The organism is Comamonas sp. BIGb0152, from assembly GCF_024809975.1.
Classification (GTDB): domain Bacteria; phylum Pseudomonadota; class Gammaproteobacteria; order Burkholderiales; family Burkholderiaceae_C; genus Comamonas.
The window spans coordinates 188,222-206,371 of the sequence record NZ_JANUDY010000004.1 but is presented as its reverse complement, the minus strand read 5'-3'; the positions used below and the strand labels follow the sequence as shown (position 1 = coordinate 206,371).

General features: G+C 59.1%; 12 protein-coding genes and 1 pseudogene. 8 read left to right on the top strand and 5 right to left on the bottom strand.

Features of this window, described 5'->3' with window-relative positions:
• Window positions 1-14: 14 nt before the first annotated feature.
• The 7 genes from M2375_RS09935 to M2375_RS09905 all read left to right on the top strand — a co-directional run bounded on the left by M2375_RS09935 (window position 15) and on the right by M2375_RS09905 (window position 12,192).
• Entirely contained in the window at window positions 15-965 is a 951-nt protein-coding gene (locus tag M2375_RS09935) for an iron chelate uptake ABC transporter family permease subunit (protein WP_404979302.1), read from the top strand.
• Window positions 962-1,723: an ABC transporter ATP-binding protein gene (locus M2375_RS09930; protein WP_259165598.1), complete on the top strand. Its 762-nt coding sequence runs from the start codon at window positions 962-964 to the stop codon at window positions 1,721-1,723. Before M2375_RS09935 ends, M2375_RS09930 begins: the two co-directional genes overlap by 4 nt.
• An 11-nt stretch (window positions 1,724-1,734) precedes the next feature.
• A complete protein-coding gene (locus M2375_RS09925) occupies window positions 1,735-2,748 on the top strand; it encodes a siderophore ABC transporter substrate-binding protein (RefSeq protein ID WP_259165596.1) in 1,014 nt (337 codons plus the stop codon).
• 159 nt (window positions 2,749-2,907) lie between these two features.
• Window positions 2,908-5,172, top strand: a complete 2,265-nt coding sequence (locus M2375_RS09920; RefSeq protein WP_259165595.1) for a TonB-dependent siderophore receptor — start codon at window positions 2,908-2,910, stop codon at window positions 5,170-5,172.
• 920 nt (window positions 5,173-6,092) lie between these two features.
• Entirely contained in the window at window positions 6,093-7,001 is a 909-nt protein-coding gene (locus M2375_RS09915; RefSeq protein WP_259165594.1) for a hypothetical protein, read from the top strand.
• Between the two features lie 23 nt (window positions 7,002-7,024).
• Window positions 7,025-11,059: a hypothetical protein gene (locus M2375_RS09910; protein ID WP_404979301.1), complete on the top strand. Its 4,035-nt coding sequence runs from the start codon at window positions 7,025-7,027 to the stop codon at window positions 11,057-11,059.
• A gap of 383 nt (window positions 11,060-11,442) precedes the next feature.
• Entirely contained in the window at window positions 11,443-12,192 is a 750-nt protein-coding gene (locus M2375_RS09905) for a DUF2321 domain-containing protein (RefSeq protein WP_259165592.1), read from the top strand.
• 289 nt (window positions 12,193-12,481) lie between these two features.
• Here the strand turns inward: M2375_RS09905 and M2375_RS09900 are convergent.
• Both M2375_RS09900 and M2375_RS09895 read right to left on the bottom strand, forming a co-directional pair.
• Window positions 12,482-12,920 (bottom strand): annotated as a pseudogene (locus tag M2375_RS09900) (ZIP family metal transporter); the annotation flags it as partial.
• A 50-nt stretch (window positions 12,921-12,970) separates the two neighbouring features.
• Window positions 12,971-13,306 (bottom strand): hypothetical protein, encoded by a 336-nt coding sequence (locus tag M2375_RS09895; RefSeq protein ID WP_259165591.1) that lies wholly within the window; start codon window positions 13,304-13,306, stop codon window positions 12,971-12,973.
• Window positions 13,307-13,458: 152 nt separating this feature from the next.
• Here M2375_RS09895 and M2375_RS09890 point away from each other — a divergent pair, with 152 nt between their 5' ends.
• Window positions 13,459-13,737 (top strand): helix-turn-helix domain-containing protein, encoded by a 279-nt coding sequence (locus M2375_RS09890; RefSeq protein ID WP_259165590.1) that lies wholly within the window; start codon window positions 13,459-13,461, stop codon window positions 13,735-13,737.
• Between the two features lie 481 nt (window positions 13,738-14,218).
• Here M2375_RS09890 and M2375_RS09885 read toward each other — a convergent pair whose 3' ends face one another.
• The 3 genes from M2375_RS09885 to M2375_RS09875 form a co-directional block, all read right to left on the bottom strand.
• Window positions 14,219-16,060 (bottom strand): cold-shock protein, encoded by a 1,842-nt coding sequence (locus tag M2375_RS09885; protein WP_259165589.1) that lies wholly within the window; start codon window positions 16,058-16,060, stop codon window positions 14,219-14,221.
• Between the two features lie 414 nt (window positions 16,061-16,474).
• Window positions 16,475-17,413: a ZIP family metal transporter gene (locus M2375_RS09880; protein WP_259166064.1), complete on the bottom strand. Its 939-nt coding sequence runs from the start codon at window positions 17,411-17,413 to the stop codon at window positions 16,475-16,477.
• A gap of 60 nt (window positions 17,414-17,473) precedes the next feature.
• Complete coding sequence (locus tag M2375_RS09875; RefSeq protein ID WP_259165587.1) at window positions 17,474-18,100, bottom strand: superoxide dismutase; 627 nt, start codon at window positions 18,098-18,100, stop codon at window positions 17,474-17,476.
• Between the last annotated feature and the right edge of the window lie 50 nt (window positions 18,101-18,150).

Below are 18,150 nucleotides of genomic sequence, written 5' to 3'. Positions count from 1 at the left end.
AGCGCCCGATCGCCATGAAGGCATTGAGCGCCAGCCATGCGCTGTGGCTGGGCATCGCCGTGCTGGCTTTGGGCTTTGTGCTGCTGGGCTCGGGCATGGATATGGGCTATGTCATCCCCCGGCGTTTGCTGCGCCTGGCGGCCATTGCGCTGGGCGGCATCTGCGTGGCGGTGTCGGCCATCGTGTTCCAAACCTTGATGGGCAACCGCATTCTGACCCCCGCCATCATGGGCTACGAGGCGGTGTTCTTGCTGTGGCAGGCATTGCTGCTGCTGGTGCTGGGCACGCAGGGCATGGGCATGCTGGGTGAGCGGGGCAACTTCTTTGTATCGGTGGCGCTGATGCTGCTGTATTCCTGGGGCCTGCAGCGCTGGCTGCTGTGCCGGGGGCAGGGCGATGTCTATGTGCTGCTGCTCGTTGGCCTGGTGCTGACCATGGTGATAGGCACCTTCACCCAGTTTGTGCAGCTGCGCATCAGCCCGGGCGAGTTTGCCGTTTTTCAGGGCATGAGCTATGCGTCCTTCAACCGCGCCCGGCCTGACACCTTGGCCTATGCCGCGCTGGCCGTGGGCGCCGTCTGCCTGGTGCTGCACAAAACCCTGCCGGTGCTCGATGTGATGGCGCTGGGCCGCGAGCAGGCCATATCACTGGGGGTGCCCCATGCCCGCAGCATGCGCCTGTACCTGGCCTTGGTGGCGGTGCTGGTGGCGGTCTCCACCAGCCTCATCGGGCCCACGGCCTTTATGGGCATCTTTGTGGCCAACATCGTCTACGCGCTGGCACCGCAATGGCGCCACCGCAGCACCTTGCCCATGGGCTGCGCAGTCGCCATCGCCATCTTCCTGGTGGCGCAGCTGCTGGTGGAGCATGTTTTTAACTACAAGACCACCGTCAGCATCCTGGTCAATCTGGTCTGTGGTGCTTACTTTTTGGCGCTCACGGTGCGCGGCCGGGCTCTTTCATGATCATTGTCAGCAACCTCCATAAATCCTATGGCAGCCGCGCTGTGCTGTCGGATGTCAGCACCAGCTTCCCGGCCGGGCGCATCACCTCACTCATCGGCCCCAATGGCGCCGGCAAATCCACCTTGCTGATGATGGTGGCCCGCCTGCTGGCGCCCAGCAGTGGCGAGATTCAGTTGGAAGGCCGCAGCATTGCCACCATCTCGGTCGCCCACTATGCGCTGCGCATTGCCACCCTGCGCCAGTCGCCCGGTTTTCAGATGCGGCTGACGGTGCAAGAGCTGGTCGGCTTTGGCCGCTTTCCGCACCACCGGGGTTCGATGACCGACAAAGACCAGCAAGCGGTGGATGAGGCCCTTGCCTTTTTGTCGCTGGAGCCCCTGCGCCACGCCTATATCGACGAGATCAGTGGCGGCCAGCGGCAGATGGCTTTTTTGGCAATGACCATTGCCCAGCAGACCGATGTGCTGCTGCTCGATGAGCCCCTGAACAACCTGGACATGAAGCATGCCGTGCAGATCATGCGTGCGCTGCGCAGGCTTTGCGACGAGGCCGGCCGCACGGTGATCCTGGTCATCCACGACATCAACTTTGCCGCCAATTACTCGGACCACATCGTCGCGCTCAAAGGCGGAATGCTGCGCTTTAGCGGCCCCGCCGATGCGGTGCTGACAGAAGCCAATTTGTCGCAGCTTTACGAGCTGCGGTTTGACATCACCCGCACCGCGCAGGGATGCCTGTGCAACTACTTCAGAACCTAGGAACCCTTGCCATGAAACGCCCCAGCACCCTTTGGCGGCCCTTTTTCCCCGCCTTCGCTGCCGTCGCCGCAGCCACCATCGCTATCGCGCTAAGCGGCTGCGACCGCGCATCGACTTCGGCTGCAGATGCGCCATCCACCACGGCCTCTGCAAGCCAACCGGCCGCCGCCCCCATCACCGTGCAGCACCAACTGGGCAGCACCGTCATCACCCGCACCCCGCAGCGGGTGGCCGCGCTGGAGATGAACGAGGCCGATTTCCTCGACCAGCTCGGCGTGCCGATTGCCGGCATGGTCAAAGACTATGTGCCGCACTTTCTGGCCAAGTACCAGGCCGACCCAGCGGTGCAAGACCTGGGCGCCATCGTGCAGCCCAACCTGGAGCGCGTGCATGCTTTGAAGCCTGACCTGATCCTGATCACGCCCCTGCAAGCCAACCACTACCAGGCGCTCAGCGAGATTGCGCCGACCCTCCACCTGGATGTGGATTTCAAGGACAGCCATGCCAAGCACATCGCAGTCGTCAAAGACCATCTGCTGACCCTGGGCCGCATCTTTGACAAAGAGGCGCTGGCCGCGCAAAAAGTGGCCGCATTGGATGCCAAGCTGGCCCAGGCACGCCAGCGCATTGCGGGCAGCAACGACAAGGCCTTGATCGTCCTGCACAACAACGGCGCCTTCAGCTCCTTTGGCCCGCAGTCGCGCTACGGCTTTGTGTTCAGCGATCTGGGCGTCAAGCCCGCCAGCGCCGATGCCGAGGGCAGTCTGCACGGCCAGCCCATCTCCAGCGAGTTCATCCAGCAGGCCAACCCCGACATCCTCTATGTGGTGGACCGCACTGCCGTGATGGAGCGCCACGCGGTGATGACTGCCGAGCAGCTGGCCAACCCCTTGCTGCGCGAGACCCAGGCTTGGAAGAGCGGCCGCGTCGTCTTTGTCGATGCCGATGCCTGGTACACGACAGGGGCCAGCCCCACCTCGCTCAGCCTGCTGATTGACGACGTGCTGCGCGGCTACCCGGGCTGATTGCCGGCCAGCCACCACATCCAGCTTCTCTTTTCTCTCCCGTTGTAGCCAGGTTCCGACCCAGCCAAAGGCCCTGCGGCTTTGCCGTGCTCCACGCACCAACGCCTGCCGGGGCCGCCCCTTGCTTTTCAGTGCTTTTCACCTTCAAAGGAACCAGGCATGTCTCAACGCCTTCAACCTACCCGCCGTGCCGCCAGCGCTTTGCGCAATGCCACGCCCGCCACTCCTCAACCGGCGCCCTATGTGCTGCGTCGCAGCGTCATCAGCCCCCAGGTGCTGCTGGGCCTGACGATAGGCGCCATGCTGGTCGCAGCGCCCCTGGCCAACGCGCAAACCAGCAGCGCGGCAGAGCCGGCACCCGCCGGGGCTGACAACGCCATCACCCTGGCGCCGATAACGGTGCAAGAAAAAGCCGCCCAGGTCGCGGCACCCTATGCCGGCGGCCAGGTCACCACCGGCGGCCGCGTGGGCCTGTTGGGCGACAAAGACTTTATGGAGACGCCGTTCAGCACCATCGGCTACACCGAGAAGTACATCGAAGACCGCCAGGCGCAGAACATCACCGATGTGATTGCCGCCACCGACCCAACGGTGTTCAGCAATGGCGTCTCAGGCGCCTGGGCCGAGAACTATTCAATCCGGGGTTTCGCATCGAGCTCCACCGACATGACCTTTGGCGGCCTCTACGGCATGGCGCCGTACTACCGCACCTCGCCGGAGATGTTTGAGCGCATCGAAGTGCTCAAGGGCCCATCGGCGCTGCTCAACGGCATGCCGCCGGGTGGCTCGGTGGGGGGAGCCGTCAACCTGGTGCCCAAGCGCGCCGGCAACGATCCGCTCACCCGCCTGACCACCACCTATATGTCCGATGCGCAGTTGGGCGGCCACCTGGATATGGGCCGCCGCTTTGGCGACCGCCAGCAGCTGGGTGTGCGCTTTAACGGCGTGTACCGCGATGGCGATGGCTCCATCAAAGACCAGCAGAAAAAAGTGCAGCTGGGATCGCTGGCACTGGATTGGCGCGGCGACCGCGCCCGCCTGTCGGCCGATTTGTATGCCAGCGATGACCGCGTGAATGGCGTCAACCGGGGCATCAGCCTGTCGCCCGGCTTGCCTATCCCCAAGGCGCCCAAGGGCGATACCTTGCTGAACCCCGATTGGTCCACCGTGCGCACCAAGGACAAGGCCGCCATCCTGCGCGGCGAGTACGACCTGAGCGACCAGGTCATGGCCTATGCCGCCTTTGGCATGAGCAAGACCGACTACCAGTACAACGGCACGATGTCGGCCCTGGTGCTGAACACCGCAGGCGACTATCGCACAACGATGGGCCAGCTGGCCTTTGATGTGAAAAAGCAGTCGGGCGAAGTCGGCATCAAGGGCCGCAGCCAAACCGGCCCGCTCGGCCACCAGTGGGCCGTCAACGCCACGCACTACGCGCACAAGCAAAACGACTACGGCCGCCGCAGCGTGCCCGGCGCCGACTGGACCACCAATATCTACAACCCGGTATGGGGCCCGGCTGCCGATTTTGTCGCGCCCCACATCTCGCACACCGAGGTGCGCCTGGCCAGCTATGGTGTGGCCGATACCTTGTCGATGGCGCAAGACCGCGTGCAGCTGACCCTGGGCGTGCGCCGCCAGCAGGTGGTCAGCGACAGCTACAACATCACCTCGGGCGCGCGCACCTCGCGCTATGACGAAAGCGCCACCTCGCCCGCCGCTGCGCTGCTGGTCAAGGCCAGCGACAACCTCTCGCTCTACGCCAACTACATCGAAGGCCTGAGCCAGGGCGCCACCGCACCGATGACCGCCGCCAACGCCGGCGAAGTGTTTGCCCCCTACAAGAGCAAGCAAAAGGAAATGGGTCTGAAACTCGACCTGGGCGACTTCGCCCACACCGTCAGCCTGTTTGAAATCACCCGGCCCAGCAGCTATACCGACCCTGTGACCAACGTTTACTCGTTCGGCGGCGAGCAGCGCAATCGAGGCATTGAGTGGAGCTTTTTCGGCACCGCCATGCACGGCCTGCGCCTGATGGGCGGCGTGGCCTACACTGCGCCGAAGCTGACGCAAACCGCTGGCGGCCTGAACGAAGGCAAGCTCGCCACCGGCACCCCCAAGTGGCAAGGCAAGCTGGGCGTCGAGTGGGATGTCCCCGGCGTGCAAGGCCTGGCCCTTAGCGCCAACGGCACCGCCGTATCCCGCCAGTACATCAGTGCCGACAACAGCCTTTGGGCCGCCGGCCGCACCACCTACGACCTGGGCGCCCGCTACAGCACCAAGGTGGCCGACAAGCCCGTTACTCTGCGCGCGTCTGTTCTGAATGCGACCAACAAGTCGTACTGGGGCATGCCCCAGTTGTCCAGCCTGGCGCTGGGCGCGCCGCGTACGTTTGCGCTGTCGGCGTCGGTGGATTTTTAATTAAGTTAGTAGCTAGCCTGCTGCAGCGTTTGCCGCTGCGGTGGGCGTGGTAAGTAGCCCAGATTGCTGCTGCCGTTGGCAGGGGTGATCTGGGCTTTTTTGTTGGGTTGGCATGCTCTGAAGCGCGCAGATGCAGTCCATGCGAGGCACTGTGCGGACGCAAAAAAACATGCCCTTGGCATGTGTGTAGATAGAGAGATCAGGGGAGGGTGGACAGAAGGCCTGCTGGTTCTGTCTTGCCAACCATTGGCAGGGCAGAGAGCAAAGGCGCTGTCAGAGACTGGATCGCTGCGCTGCAATGGAGCTATCGAAGCCAGTGTTCATCGCAAAAAAATGCGTGGCTAGTGTGAACCATTGGCTGGCAAAAACGACTTCCGGACAGTTCCGGTAAGTCGCCCCACGATGAACCTTGGAGTAGCCGCAATTGCTACGCCATGGGTGCAGTATACACTCAATTGAGAATCATTCGCAAATAAGCTTTGGGGTTGTGGGGGATTGGGAGTGGTGAGAGATGACGAATCGTAAACCGCAATTCTTGAGCTCGAGTTGGCAGAAGCTGGGATCTACAGAAGGGTTGACGATGCATTTCAGGAGGTATCGACGTGCCGGTTGGCAGTGATCATGCTTTGATAGCTGTTTAGGCTGGTAGCCGTAATTCAAACGCCCCTCCATGGAGGACCGCGTTACTTCACAGCGGACGCTGGGCGCCGTCAGCAACATGACAGGACTCGCATAGACATTCGTCAACAGCGGTACCAAGAGGGCGTATCTTCATAATCCATCCAGCGAGAGGTTCATGCGCACCACGCGCTATAGCTAAATAAGTTCTCTGAAGGTGCACTTCGAAGCACCCTTGACTTGCATTCGCTTCCAATCTACGAGAACATCGATGATTATCGCGTGCGGAAAAAAGGGGCCAAATGAGCGTGGCGAGCGTGATCTCAACGGGGGGAGCTGGAGGCGACTTCGAGCGGCGGGTTGGCGCCTATTTTCTGGGCCTGCTGCTCACGAAGTCGTTCATGCCTATCTTCTCCGACGCGGCCCCGCAACGGGTGCACTTCCAGGCTCGTCGACTCGGTTGGCGCATCGACGACTTGGTAGTGGAGGCGCAGGTGGAAGCTGGCCAAACCCACAAGGTGGCCGCGCAGATCAAGCGAACCTTCACGCTCAGCCTCGGCGACGAGGAATGCAGGGAGACGCTGGCGGCCGCTTGGGCGGATTTCAATAACGCGATATTGTTCCAGCAGGGCCGCGACGCGATCGTATTGATCACCTTCCTGGGCACGAATCGGATTCAGCACGACGTACGCTGGCTGATTGGTCAAGCCAGAGCCGCAGGCGACGCGGCCGACTTCTTGGCGCGCCGCCAAGGCCAGGGAACCTTGAACAAGCAAGCCAAGGCCGACTACGAGACGATCAAAGCAATCATCGATCAGGTGAACGGTTCACCGGTGGCCGATGAGTGTGTATGGAGGTTCTTGCAAGCCTTCCACGTTATCAGCTTCGATTTTCAAGATGCAGCGGCAAAGGACGCTGCCGCGATCTTGTCGCTCCTCGCCTCGCTGCGGGCTGCTGGCGCGGAAGCCGACGCAGCATCGAGCAGTTGGAGCGAATTGATCGACTTTGCTGGGTTGGCTGCTGCGGAGGGCCGCAGCGTCGACTACGCTTCACTGCCGGAGCGCGCCAAGGCCAGGCACAGCCAAGTTCCGTCCTCCAAGCATGGCGAATTGTCCAGACTTCGACAGCACTCCGCGACAACGTTGCGGCGTCTCGCGGCGGCCGGCCCGCAGGGGATAGTATTGAACGACCCGAGCTGCGCGCCCAGCTAGAGGCCGCGGTAGCCCAGCAACAGGTGGTGCTAGTGGTTGGTCCTGCCGGCAGCGGCAAGTCCGTGTTGGGAATGACCTACATGTCGGGCGCGGCGAGCGCTGAGACGAATTTCGCCTTTTCCGCTGAGGAGTTCAAAGCCGCGCACATCGATCAGGTCTTGACCAATGCGAGCCTCAATCTCACGTGGAAAGAATTGGAGGGGTTGATGCCACTCCACCGTAAGACGTTCTTTGTCGATGGTCTCGAACGATTACTTGAGGCGAGCGAACGAGCAGCGTTCAAAGACTTGTTGCTGGGTGTCAAGGACGACAACTCAATCTCGCTTGTAATCACGTGTCGCGACTACTACACGGAGGTCGTTGAGCGCTGTTTACTGGCGACGAGCAATATAACCTTCGCGAAAATCTTTGTCGACGGCCTTTCCGACGCGGAGCTTTCGCAGGCCGAAGCCGCGGTGCCGACTTTGCAACCTTTGCTCGCGAATCAGAGTCTGAGGTCGATCCTCAGGAATCCATTTCTTCTTACGCGCGCATCCCAACTGCGCCTCGCGCAGGACGAATCCATTCCACAAACCGAGCGCGCGTTGCGGCGCAGGATGTGGAGCGAGCTTGTTCGCGACGACGCCTATGTCGCGGACGGCATGCCGTCCAAGCGCGAAAAGGTCTTCTTTGACGTCTGCATTGCGAGGGCGCGGGCGCTTCTCCCATACGTTGAAGTTGCTGACGTCGACGGCGCTCTGCAACGGCTTGGAAACGCCAATCTCGTGGCAAAGGATGAGTTTCATCGGGTCGCGGCCGCTCACGACGTTTTCGAGGACTGGGGGCTCGTAGAGTGGTTCATGCGCCGATTTGAAGCGCACTCCGGCAGCTCGACAGCGATGGCTGGGGAAGTTGGGGGCCATCCCGCGTTGCGGCGCGCCTATCGCAAGTGGCTAACAGAGCAACTCGACGTCGACAGGAAGGTAGTGGGCCAGTTCATCTCCGCGGTGAGCTCCGAGAAGTCGCTCCCGCCCCATTTCATTGATGACACCTGGCTCGCTGTTTTTCAGTCGAGCGCAGCGGGCTCGTTCATGACTACCTTCGCCGGCAAGCTGCTTGCTGATGAAGGCGCGTTGCTCCAACGAGTGCTTCACCTGGTACGCGTCGGCTGCAAGACCGTTTCGCCCAAAGTGCAGGGGGTTCATGTTTGGCTTCGTTGGCAGGTTCCGACGGGGAACGCTTGGCCGATACTGCTCGCGTTCATGGACGAGAACTGGGAGGCTGTGCCCAGGCGAATGGATACCCTGCTCGTCGCCTTCATGGAGGATTGGTCCGAAAACATTTCTGGCAGCGAACAGCTACCCGAAGGAGCCGCCAGCGTGGGCTCTCTTATCGAAAAGTTCCTTGCGCTCCCGACGGACGCGCCCGGACGAGTGGTTCCCAGAGAGCGACTCGTCGAAATCCTGATGAAGGCGCCCCGCGCGAACGAGGCGCTCTTCAAGAACATTGCTAGCAGGGCATCCGCGCCCGGGTCGATCCGTCACGACGAAGATGCCAGGCACTTCGCCAAGCTCACTTTCGAGCCCTTCAAGGCCATTGCCTTTGCCCGCGCATTCCCCTGTGAGCTTCAAGCGGTCTGCTTGGGGCGGTGGTTCGCCAGTGATGAGGACGATCGGTGGAATTCCTCGCGTGAATTGGAGGCGGTGTTTGGGCTGACGCACAGTTACGAGCAGCGCTTCTTCCCTCGGTCGTCGATGCAAGGGCCGATATTGTTCTTGTTGCGCGCCCATCCTTTCGAGGGCATGCGGTTCGTCGTCAATTTCATCAATCAATGCTGCTCCAACTACAAGGCGAACTCGCAGCAGCGGCGGCTGATCGAGCCACCGAACGAGATCGAGCTGACGCTATCTGACGGCAGGGCGCGGTCCATCCTAGAAAATCAACGACTCTGGCAGACGTATCGAGGAACCCACGTCATGCCCGCCGTGATGGAGTGCGCCCTGATGGCCCTTGAAGCATGGCTTCTCGACACCGCGGAGGTCGCGGAAACGTCCGATGTATTCCAGAGTTTTCTGAAATACATCTTGGACAACTCGAACAACGCAGCGTCGTTGGGGGTCGTGGCCAGCGCCTGCCTAGCGCACCCGGGCCTAGCCGGCGATTGCTGCGTAAGTATGCTCGGATCCACCGAGCTAATCCGAATTGATTTGGCGCGCATGATGACGGACAAGACCGTGCTTGCTCCCGGTGGCTTTGACGTCTTCTCTCAAATTTTCCAGCGCGAGCGGTTTGACTCGAACGTGCTTCCGCATCGAAAAACTCATCTCGAAGACCTTGCCATTCAGCTCCAGCTCGGCCCGCAGCGAGCGTCGGTGGAAGCGTTGCTGGACCGCTATCTCGCTACGTTGCCACCCGAGCAAGATCGGACCACAGAACAATCGCAGTCGATGTTGGCGCTGCGGCGAATGGATCTTAGAACATACGATCGCAGAGATTTCGGCGACCAGGTCGAATTCACAATGGGTGAGCTTCCATCAGATGTCCAAGCCATGGTGCGAGATTCGCAGGCCGACCAAGTCGAGTTCATGAAGGGCATCGAACTTCAAAACTGGGCTCACAAGCACAAAGACGATGGAGTCGCTGCTGGCGATGAGTCGTGGCGTGACAAATTGGCGTTGGCGAAAGAGGTGGAGGGCCAGATCGCAGTTCGTGGCACCCGCGACATCCTCGATGGAGGAGGCGTGATGGTTGCGGCGGTGATTGCGCGAGATCGCTGGGCCGTCCTGGACCCTGTGGATCGGCAGTGGTGCCTCGAAACCATTGTGGGTTGCCTTGGTGAGATCCCGTCCGAAGACGTCTTCGGAGGCAGCATTCCCGTCGACGGGAAGATGGAGTGCGCGGCAGCGATCGGCGCTCTTGCGCCGCTGGTGAGCCAAGCCGACGCCGAGCGGCTGCTCGAAGTTTCTTTGACCCACTGGAACAGACATGTGCAGCAAGCCGCCGCCCAGAGTTTGGCGCATCAGAGTCTATGGGATGCTCCGTCTCTGTTGAACTTCGCTTTACACATACTGGTTGCCGCCGCGCGTACGACTTGCGATCAGGATGCCGAGCTGGAAGAACATCCATGGAATCAACATCCGTCCGCGTCCGAGTTGCGACACCAGCGTCAGGCCCGATTTTCCGCCACTGACAGATCGATGTGGGGTTGCGCGCCGCCGCTGCTTGATCCGCAATTGCTGCGGCACGACCATACCCTCGCTCTCTACCTCTTGCCTGTCTTCCGCTCCCGAACCGGGAGTCCGCATGCCCTTAAGCTCTTTGAGTGGATCGGCGATCAGTTCAAGTGGTGGTGGAATCGGATGGATGAAGGCCGCGACAAAAACTTTGAACTGCACATCGCCGCGCAGAGGGCCTTCGCGGACTTCTTGATTGAGTCGGAGGCGTCCGTTGGGGCCGCTCTGCTGCAACGCGTGCTGCCCCAAATCGCCGGAGAGCCCAACGAATTCGCCAAGTTGCTCGACGACTTGATACGGGCGGCGGATGCCCGTGGGAACGGAACGACCTTTTGGACGCTCTGGACACTGATTTCTGCAGAAGCGCAAAAGGCTAAGTGGTTTGCGGAACTTCGCGACGACCGGTCGTGGGGTGGTTCTTTGATCCGGTCGTTGTTGCTCAGCAAGGGGTGGAAGGCGGGTGTTCGGGAGTGGAGATTGCTCGGAGCGGCGAGCCAACGTGTCGATGCCCTCTTCGAGGCTTTGCCTGTCAGCAGTCTTGCCCTTGAGGCTTACGGTGATTACCTGCTCTCGATTGGAAATTCGTCTTTGCCAGCCGCGGTGAAGATCATTCAGTCGCGCATGGGTGACAGGCTCGAAGATGCACTCAGAAGGTCGAATTCGGCGAGGACTGCGATGGACCAACTCATGTCTCGCTTGATGTTCGAGGACTTGCCAGGATTGCAGACGGCGACGCTGCGCGCGTCGACCCTCGCGCTGCTAGATGCTCTCGTTCAATCGGGTTCATCCAACGCGTTTCTTCTTCGAGAAGATTTTTTGACGCCTTCCGGCGGCGTAGGACGATGAGCCTGCTGACCAATCATCGGCTGCGGCGTTGTTGCACCGTTCCCATACCGTACGCCAACGTGCGGCGCGTCGGGAGTTTTGTCCACTAACGATAGCCGTATAAGTTCTCCCAACGGCACCGTCAAAGCTATCGCAGACCCAATCAGAATCAGCGGCTCTTCCATATACCTCTACTCAATGCAGTCGCTGAAAGATCAGTTCAGAGTAATTGTTTTGCGATGGCTATATTAATAGAGAGAGCAGGTGAGGGCTGTAATGGGGTTTGTGATCGCCCTGGATGAGAGGCCTTATGACAGTCTCAGTTAATTTGCCTGTAGAGATTTCAAACGCCGACTATTGGATGCACTAGACTTGCCTTCAAGTTACATTGAACAATGGTCACCATGGGACACTACGACATACAACAGGTCTGCATCAACGGTCATCAGATCACCGATAGCTTCAATTCTTCACCTGAATTTCGAAAGAATTTCTGTGCAAGTTGCGGCTCTGCCACGATTCACAGGTGTCCAAACTGTGATCTTGGAATCCCTGGTTGCTATAAAGTCGACGGGATCATTGCAATTGGTTTTAGCACTCCTGTTCCAACTCATTGCTCGGGTTGCGGGAAGTCATTTCCATGGGCAGCACTAAAGGTAAAACTGGCTGGAACTCCCAGTTCAAAAGCGCTTGACCCACTCGTTATGGTTGAGCAGGTTTGTGGCCGCTTTCACCTGATCGCACGACAAATCAAGGCTCGTCATGCGAACCGAGAGACGCTTGTTGTCAACGACGAGTATGACGTTCAGGATTTGCTCCATGCACTTCTGCACCTCTACTTTGATGACATCCGTCGAGAGGAATGGACACCAAGCTACGCGGGAGGAAGTTCGCGAGTGGACTTTTTACTCAAAAGCGAGCAGATCATCATCGAAGTGAAGAAGACCAGAGCAACTCTCAGGGCCCGTGAACTTGGAGACGAACTACTTATCGATTGCCAGCGCTATAAAGCGCATCCCGATTGCAAGCGCCTTTTTTGCTTTGTATACGATCCGGATGGCTGGATTTCTAATCCACGAGGTCTAGAAAATGATTTGAGCAAAAAAATAGATGACTTTGAAGTCAAAGCCGTTATTGTTCCTAAGGGCTACTGAGTTGGTCCAACGTACGAGCTGACTTTGAGGTTCAGCCGACCTGAAAAGAGGCAGTAAGCTTATTCAGCTGTAGGGATCGAAGACTTCTTGTAGCAATCTAGACTAATCTGCGTAGCCGCTCGCTTCGATGTTGGATTGACTGCTACTAATTCGGAACTGAAAGATAACGATGTAGCCACAAGCCACTGCGATTCCTGCACAGTAGCCGTCAACCTCAGTTTGATTAGGCTCAGATGAAGCCCTGTGCAGTACTATGCACATCCCTAGAACGCCCGCAGCGCAATCCCCCTCACCCCAGCGCCGTATCCAACACCATCATCAAAACAAACCCCACCATCAACCCCGTAGTCGCAAAAAACTCATGTCCCTTGCGGTGCGATTCCGGGATGATTTCGTGGCTGATGACGAAGAGCATGGCGCCGGCGGCGAAGCCCAGGCCCCAGGGGAGGAGCAGGGCGGAGCTGCCGATGATGGCGGCGCCGGCGACGGCGCCCAGGGGTTCGACCAGGCCGGAGGCGATGCCCAGCAGGACGGAGAAGCCTCGGCTGTAGCCGACGGCCAGCAGCGCGGCGGCAACGACAAAGCCTTCGGGCACATCCTGGATGGAGATGCCGATGGCGAGCGCATTGGCGCGCATGCCTTCATTGCCCGCGTAGCCCACTGCAATGGCCAAGCCCTCGGGCAGGTTGTGCAAACACAGAGAGCCAGTTGCGGCGCAGCTGTTGGGCCTGGGCGGCGTCAATCGCTTGAAGGCCTTGCCGTCAAGCGCAGGCACTTTTTATTCAAGCCCGCTTCGTTTCAAACCCTCATTTGCTGGCGCGTTAGGCAGCTTAGCCGCCCATGCCATATACAAGGTCCCCAGGATGCACAGGCTCAGCGCTGGCCATCCGACGACAAAGACTCCCAAGACGCCTTCAACAAAAAACAGCAGACAGATCCAAAGCTGTATAGGCCTGAACCGGCGCGGCATCTGTTGGTGCATGTGCGCATCACCCTGTTCATCAACTCTAGAGCCGGAGGGATCAAGCACTTCGGCTTCGATATGGCCTTCATCCAAGGGAGTTGGACTGACGGCTTCATCGGTCACGACGAAGCGCTTGTGCTCGTGCTCCATAGCAATGAATCCTTTCAGGTTGACGCATAAACGCAGACATATGGGTAGCCCCGCTCGCAAGCATTCAGAGGGCGGTTTGGATACAAAAATAGTCTATTTCAGACTATTCCAGAACGGACTTTAACTTGGGAGCAGTTTTATGTCTATGCACCATGTACCGCTCCACCCACAATCCCAACTACCAGCTCTTACTGTCCGTTCTCACTTCCACTCGCAAGCGCATGGGCGTGTCGCAAGTGGAGCTGGCACAGCGGCTTGGCAACACGCAGACCTTTGTGTCCAAGTGCGAACGCGGCGAGCGTCGCATTGATGCTGTGGAGTTGGTGGAGTTCGCCGAGGCTCTTGGTGTGCCACCGTTGGAGGTGATGACGGAATATCTCGAAAGACGGGACAGCAACCTATTCGCAGCTAGCAAGAAGACGAGAAGCTGAAGCTGAAAGAACCAGGCAACTGCCTGCCTGCCTGCTTGGTTGTAGAAAACTGCGCGGCGTGTGGGCCAGATGGATAGCCAAGGCGCTTGTGGTGTCGTGGGCTTGTCTTTACTGGTCAGGATCGGCGATCGTGACTCTGCTCAATGAACTTGCTGATAGATCAGCGCAGAGCTCTTGTTTCTCGGTGGTTACGAGATATGGGCAGGCCGGTAGGGCGGTTGTCAGCCAGGAGCAGGCGCTCGTCAATGGCCGCTCTAGGCGCCCTCCAACTTTCGGACGAGGTGCTGGCAGCTGCCTACAAGGTTCGGATGTCCTCGGCGAGCCCCTATAAGACGCCGGCGCCGGTGGCGGCAGTTAGGCAGATACTTCCTTCAAATTCGGAAAGAGGCTCTAGTGCCTACGACTCGACCTATCTGATCAGCCGCGCAACAGTCTAGCCAAGATCATGGAATTCGTCGGCGTTGGCAGTTTCGAGATGGTTCTACGCCGGAAGGAGACTAAACTTTGCAGGTAAATCTTCACTGAGGATCGTGAAGCTGCACGATGCCGACTTGCACTTCACGTATTTTCGACTGTAAGTACTTTGTCTGCCACGCACTCTTTCGCTCAAGACCTCCAGTTCGTCGCCGCACTCAGCGCAGATTCCCACGGGGTGCGATTGTGCATGGCTCGGGCAACAACTTCCACAGCCTTGGCAGACATAGCGACCTTCACTGCAACGCTGCTTCAGGTCTCGTGAATCAACGATGTGGGAGCAGCCAAATCCGACGCAGTGACTAATATAGTGGCCGACGTTGAACTCCTCGCAGTTGGCATTGTTGCAGTGAAAGACCGTAAGTCGATAGGCTGCAGCCATCTCTTTGATCTCGATAACCCCCCTGACTACTTCCTTATATTGTGTCCGCGCATATTTCATGTTCGGCAGCATCAGATCGCAGCACGCACGGCAATGCAGCACAGGCAAGATTTCCCGCAGACGGTTGAAGTAACTGGCAAGTTTTATCGGGAAATCCTTATCCTGCGGCTTGTCGCTCAACATGTAATTGACACCGTAATGGCTCAACCAGTCGTATATGTTGAAGTCCAAGAAGTGGCGCGTAAGATTCGGAAGAATCTTCTGGGAGATGCAACGCTTGCCTCGGCACAGGAAGAGGTTCTGCTTGGACCAATAAACTGCTTCACACGAAAGCTTAGGGCCCATCATCGTGCATGAAGGAAAAAGTGACTGCAATTGAGCAGTTCGGTGTTCAAGAGGCAGAGCGTTCAACATCAGTGCCTCCCATAGGCGCTGCATGAAAACGCTATACACCACCTGATGATCATTCCCCGCGACAACAAGCCCTAGGAGGTGGTTGAGGATGAAGGTCTCAACATTGCGCTGCAGGCGGGCCGATGCGTTGTAGATGTCAGTGAATTCAGTACTTTTCTCAAACAGGCTCTTCTTGAACTGTAGGTTGTCTACGATGTCTCGGAGGATTGGGTTGGAAGGTCGGCCATTTGGCGTGACAAGACTCGTGTCGAAGCTGGCTCGCAGGTAGTCGGGGAACGTGGAAGTACCCCGGGCAATCACTGAGCTCACATAGTCGTAAATCTTCTTCACGCTTGCTGACCCCAGCTGGTCGGTGGTTGTGAAGATGCCTCTCGTGAGCAAATATGTGAGGATCGACACCGGAAGGACTGTCAGGAAGTCGGTGCATTTTTCACGCGCTATCTGAGGTTCCAAACTCCCTAGACGACTTGCAATTTCTGTCTCGAAATGGCTCGCCACACAGTGCGATAGACCGGCCCAGGGAGCGGCGTCAGTAATGCTTAGACGGGCCGCCTCCATCAGCACGAGGTAGTTCTTCGCCGCATCCATGTCGTTGGCAACAAGGGCGAAAACCGAGGGTGCTCCTGGCTGCTGTGATAGTTCGAGTAGTTCGTGCAAGTCCGCCTGGTTGCTGTAGTCTAGGCTTCGTCGCAGCTTCTCCTCTATGGCCTCTTGTAAGTCAGAGGGGGCAAATTTGCTCGTATTCAGGGGCGGATTGCACAGTGCTGAGTACCACTCCGGCGCGCGTATTTTGGCGCTGTCCAGGCTTTCAGCTTGATGGGCGCTGAACTTGTCATCTCTTTCTTGTTGCAGATACGTAACTAGTTGGCCCTCAGCAGGCTGACACGCCCCCAGCCACTCACCCTTGTGTAAGAAAATGTCCTTCCCATTCAGATCGCTAATGAATCCGAAGTGATTCTCCCGGCCAGTCTTGTTGTTTAAACCACCAAACCATTTGACAGTTCCGTAACTGCGCACCTTTCCGGCCGTCTGCAACACCACTTCAGATCTCATTTGATTTCTCCTGCTCCTTTTTTTCCGTTGAGCAGTCTAAGCCATTAGCGCATCGGGTCGCGTCTGCCGCAGCATGCATCCTTTCCTTTAACAGCAGTCATAAGTCTGTTTTCCTCCCGCAGATTTAGAGGCATCCAAATTCCACAATGGGTCGGTACGAGCATTCAGCGGCATCTACGGACTTCCTGCATCTAATCGGGCCGGACTGTTAGTTATCGTCGGCTGCATAACTCAAACCCATTGTGATGAAGCCGCTGGCTTCGATGCTCGATTAGTGTCTACGTGGCAGCGCTCAATACGTCTTGATGCAGCCATTAGCAACAGCACCCGCTGCAAAACAGCCTTAAACCTAGGGAACTGAGAGCGCCCTGTGCAGGGCCCGAGTGCATTCAAAAATACCGGTAACTGCGCCCCTCACCCCAAAGCCGTATCCAACACCATCATCAAAACAAACCCCACCATCAACCCCGTAGTCGCAAAAAACTCATGCCCCTTGCGGTGCGATTCCGGGATGATTTCGTGGCTGATGACGAAGAGCATGGCGCCGGCGGCGAAGCCCAGGCCCCAAGGCAGGAGCAGGGCGGAGCTGCCGATGATGGCGGCGCCGGCGACGGCGCCCAGGGGTTCGACCAGGCCGGAGGCGATGCCCAGCAGGACGGAGAAGCCTCGGCTGTAGCCGACGGCCAGCAGCGCGGCGGCAACGACAAAGCCTTCGGGCACATCCTGGATGGAGATGCCGATGGCGAGGGCGTTGGCGCGCATGCCTTCATTGCCGGCGTAGCCCACGCCAATGGCCAGGCCCTCGGGCAGGTTGTGGAGGATGATCGCAAACACAAAGAGCCAGGTGCGGCGCAGCTGCTGGGCGCTGGCACCTTCGCGGCCTTTGATGAAGTGTTCGTGGGGCAGCAGGCGGTCCATGGCCAGCAGGGCCAGTCCCCCCAGCAAGATGGAGGTGCCGACGACGCCGCCAGCAGCCCAGGCGCTGCCGCCCATCAGGTTGGAGGCGCGTGCGGCATCCAGTGCAGGGATGACCAGCGAGAACGCGCAGGCGGCCAGCATCACGCCGGCGCCAAAGCCAAACAAGGTATCGCGTGTGCGTTCCGATGGGCGCTGGGCCAGCAGCACGGGCAGGGTGCCCAGGGCAGTAGCCAGCGCGGCCATGCAGCCGCCCAGCAGCGCGTTGCGCACCGAGGGCTGGTTTTTGAGGCCATCCCAGATCAGGGCGGCCAGCGCAAATACCCCCAGGGCACAGATCAACAGACCGATGCGGGTTCGCAGCTTGAGCGCCGGTTTGGGCGCAGGGCTGGCGGTGCTGCGCGATGTGTCGTCGCGCGGATCGGGCTGGTTGTCCATTTCCATCGGTTGGTTGCCTGGGGTCATGTGCGTGCTCGCGTGCTCGAAGATGGGAGTGACTTACTTGCCCAGTGCGGCGGCGTACTTGCGGGCAACGGTGCCCCAGTCCACCACATTGTAGAAAGCGGCAATGTATTCAGGGCGGCGGTTCTGGTACTTCAGGTAGTAGGCGTGCTCCCACACGTCCAGGCCCAGGATCGGGGTGTTGCCCGAGCCAATGCCCTTCATCAAGGGCGAATCTTGGTTGGCGCTGCTTTCCACGGCCAGCTTGCCTTGTGGCGTCACGGTCAGCCAGGCCCAGCCGCTGCCAAAACGGCTCAGTGCGGCCTTGGTGAAAGCGTCCTTGAAGGCCTCAAAACCGCCCAGGTCGGCATCGATGGCCTTGGCCACATCACCTTGGGGCAGGCCGCCGCCGGTGGGGGACATCACTTCCCAGAACAGGCAGTGGTTAGCATGGCCGCCGCCGTTGTTGCGCACGGGCAGGCGCAGCTTCTCGGGCAGCGATTCCACCTGGGCCACCAGCGCTTCAATCGACAGGTTGGCGAACTCGGTGCCTTCAAGCGCTGCATTGAGGTTGTTCACATAGGTCTGGTGGTGCTTGCTGTAGTGGATCTCCATCGTCTGGGCGTCAATGTTGGGCTCCAGGGCATCGTAGGCATAGGCCAGCTTGGGCAGGGTATAGGGCATATCGTGTGTTGGTCGTTGGGTAGGGAGCAGGGAGGTCAATACCGGTGCGG

What these genes read in the sequence shown, in the direction of transcription:
- M2375_RS09935 (WP_404979302.1), top strand. Translation starts at nt 15, where the DNA reads ATGAAGGCATTGAGCGCCAGCCATGCGCTGTGGCTGGGCATCGCCGTG.
- M2375_RS09930 (WP_259165598.1), top strand. Translation starts at nt 962, where the DNA reads ATGATCATTGTCAGCAACCTCCATAAATCCTATGGCAGCCGCGCTGTG.
- M2375_RS09925 (WP_259165596.1), top strand. Translation starts at nt 1,735, where the DNA reads ATGAAACGCCCCAGCACCCTTTGGCGGCCCTTTTTCCCCGCCTTCGCT.
- M2375_RS09920 (WP_259165595.1), top strand. Translation starts at nt 2,908, where the DNA reads ATGTCTCAACGCCTTCAACCTACCCGCCGTGCCGCCAGCGCTTTGCGC.
- M2375_RS09915 (WP_259165594.1), top strand. Translation starts at nt 6,093, where the DNA reads ATGAGCGTGGCGAGCGTGATCTCAACGGGGGGAGCTGGAGGCGACTTC.
- M2375_RS09905 (WP_259165592.1), top strand. Translation starts at nt 11,443, where the DNA reads ATGGGACACTACGACATACAACAGGTCTGCATCAACGGTCATCAGATC.
- M2375_RS09895 (WP_259165591.1), bottom strand. Translation starts at nt 13,306, where the DNA reads ATGGAGCACGAGCACAAGCGCTTCGTCGTGACCGATGAAGCCGTCAGT.
- M2375_RS09890 (WP_259165590.1), top strand. Translation starts at nt 13,459, where the DNA reads ATGTACCGCTCCACCCACAATCCCAACTACCAGCTCTTACTGTCCGTT.
- M2375_RS09885 (WP_259165589.1), bottom strand. Translation starts at nt 16,060, where the DNA reads ATGAGATCTGAAGTGGTGTTGCAGACGGCCGGAAAGGTGCGCAGTTAC.
- M2375_RS09880 (WP_259166064.1), bottom strand. Translation starts at nt 17,413, where the DNA reads ATGGACAACCAGCCCGATCCGCGCGACGACACATCGCGCAGCACCGCC.
- M2375_RS09875 (WP_259165587.1), bottom strand. Translation starts at nt 18,100, where the DNA reads ATGCCCTATACCCTGCCCAAGCTGGCCTATGCCTACGATGCCCTGGAG.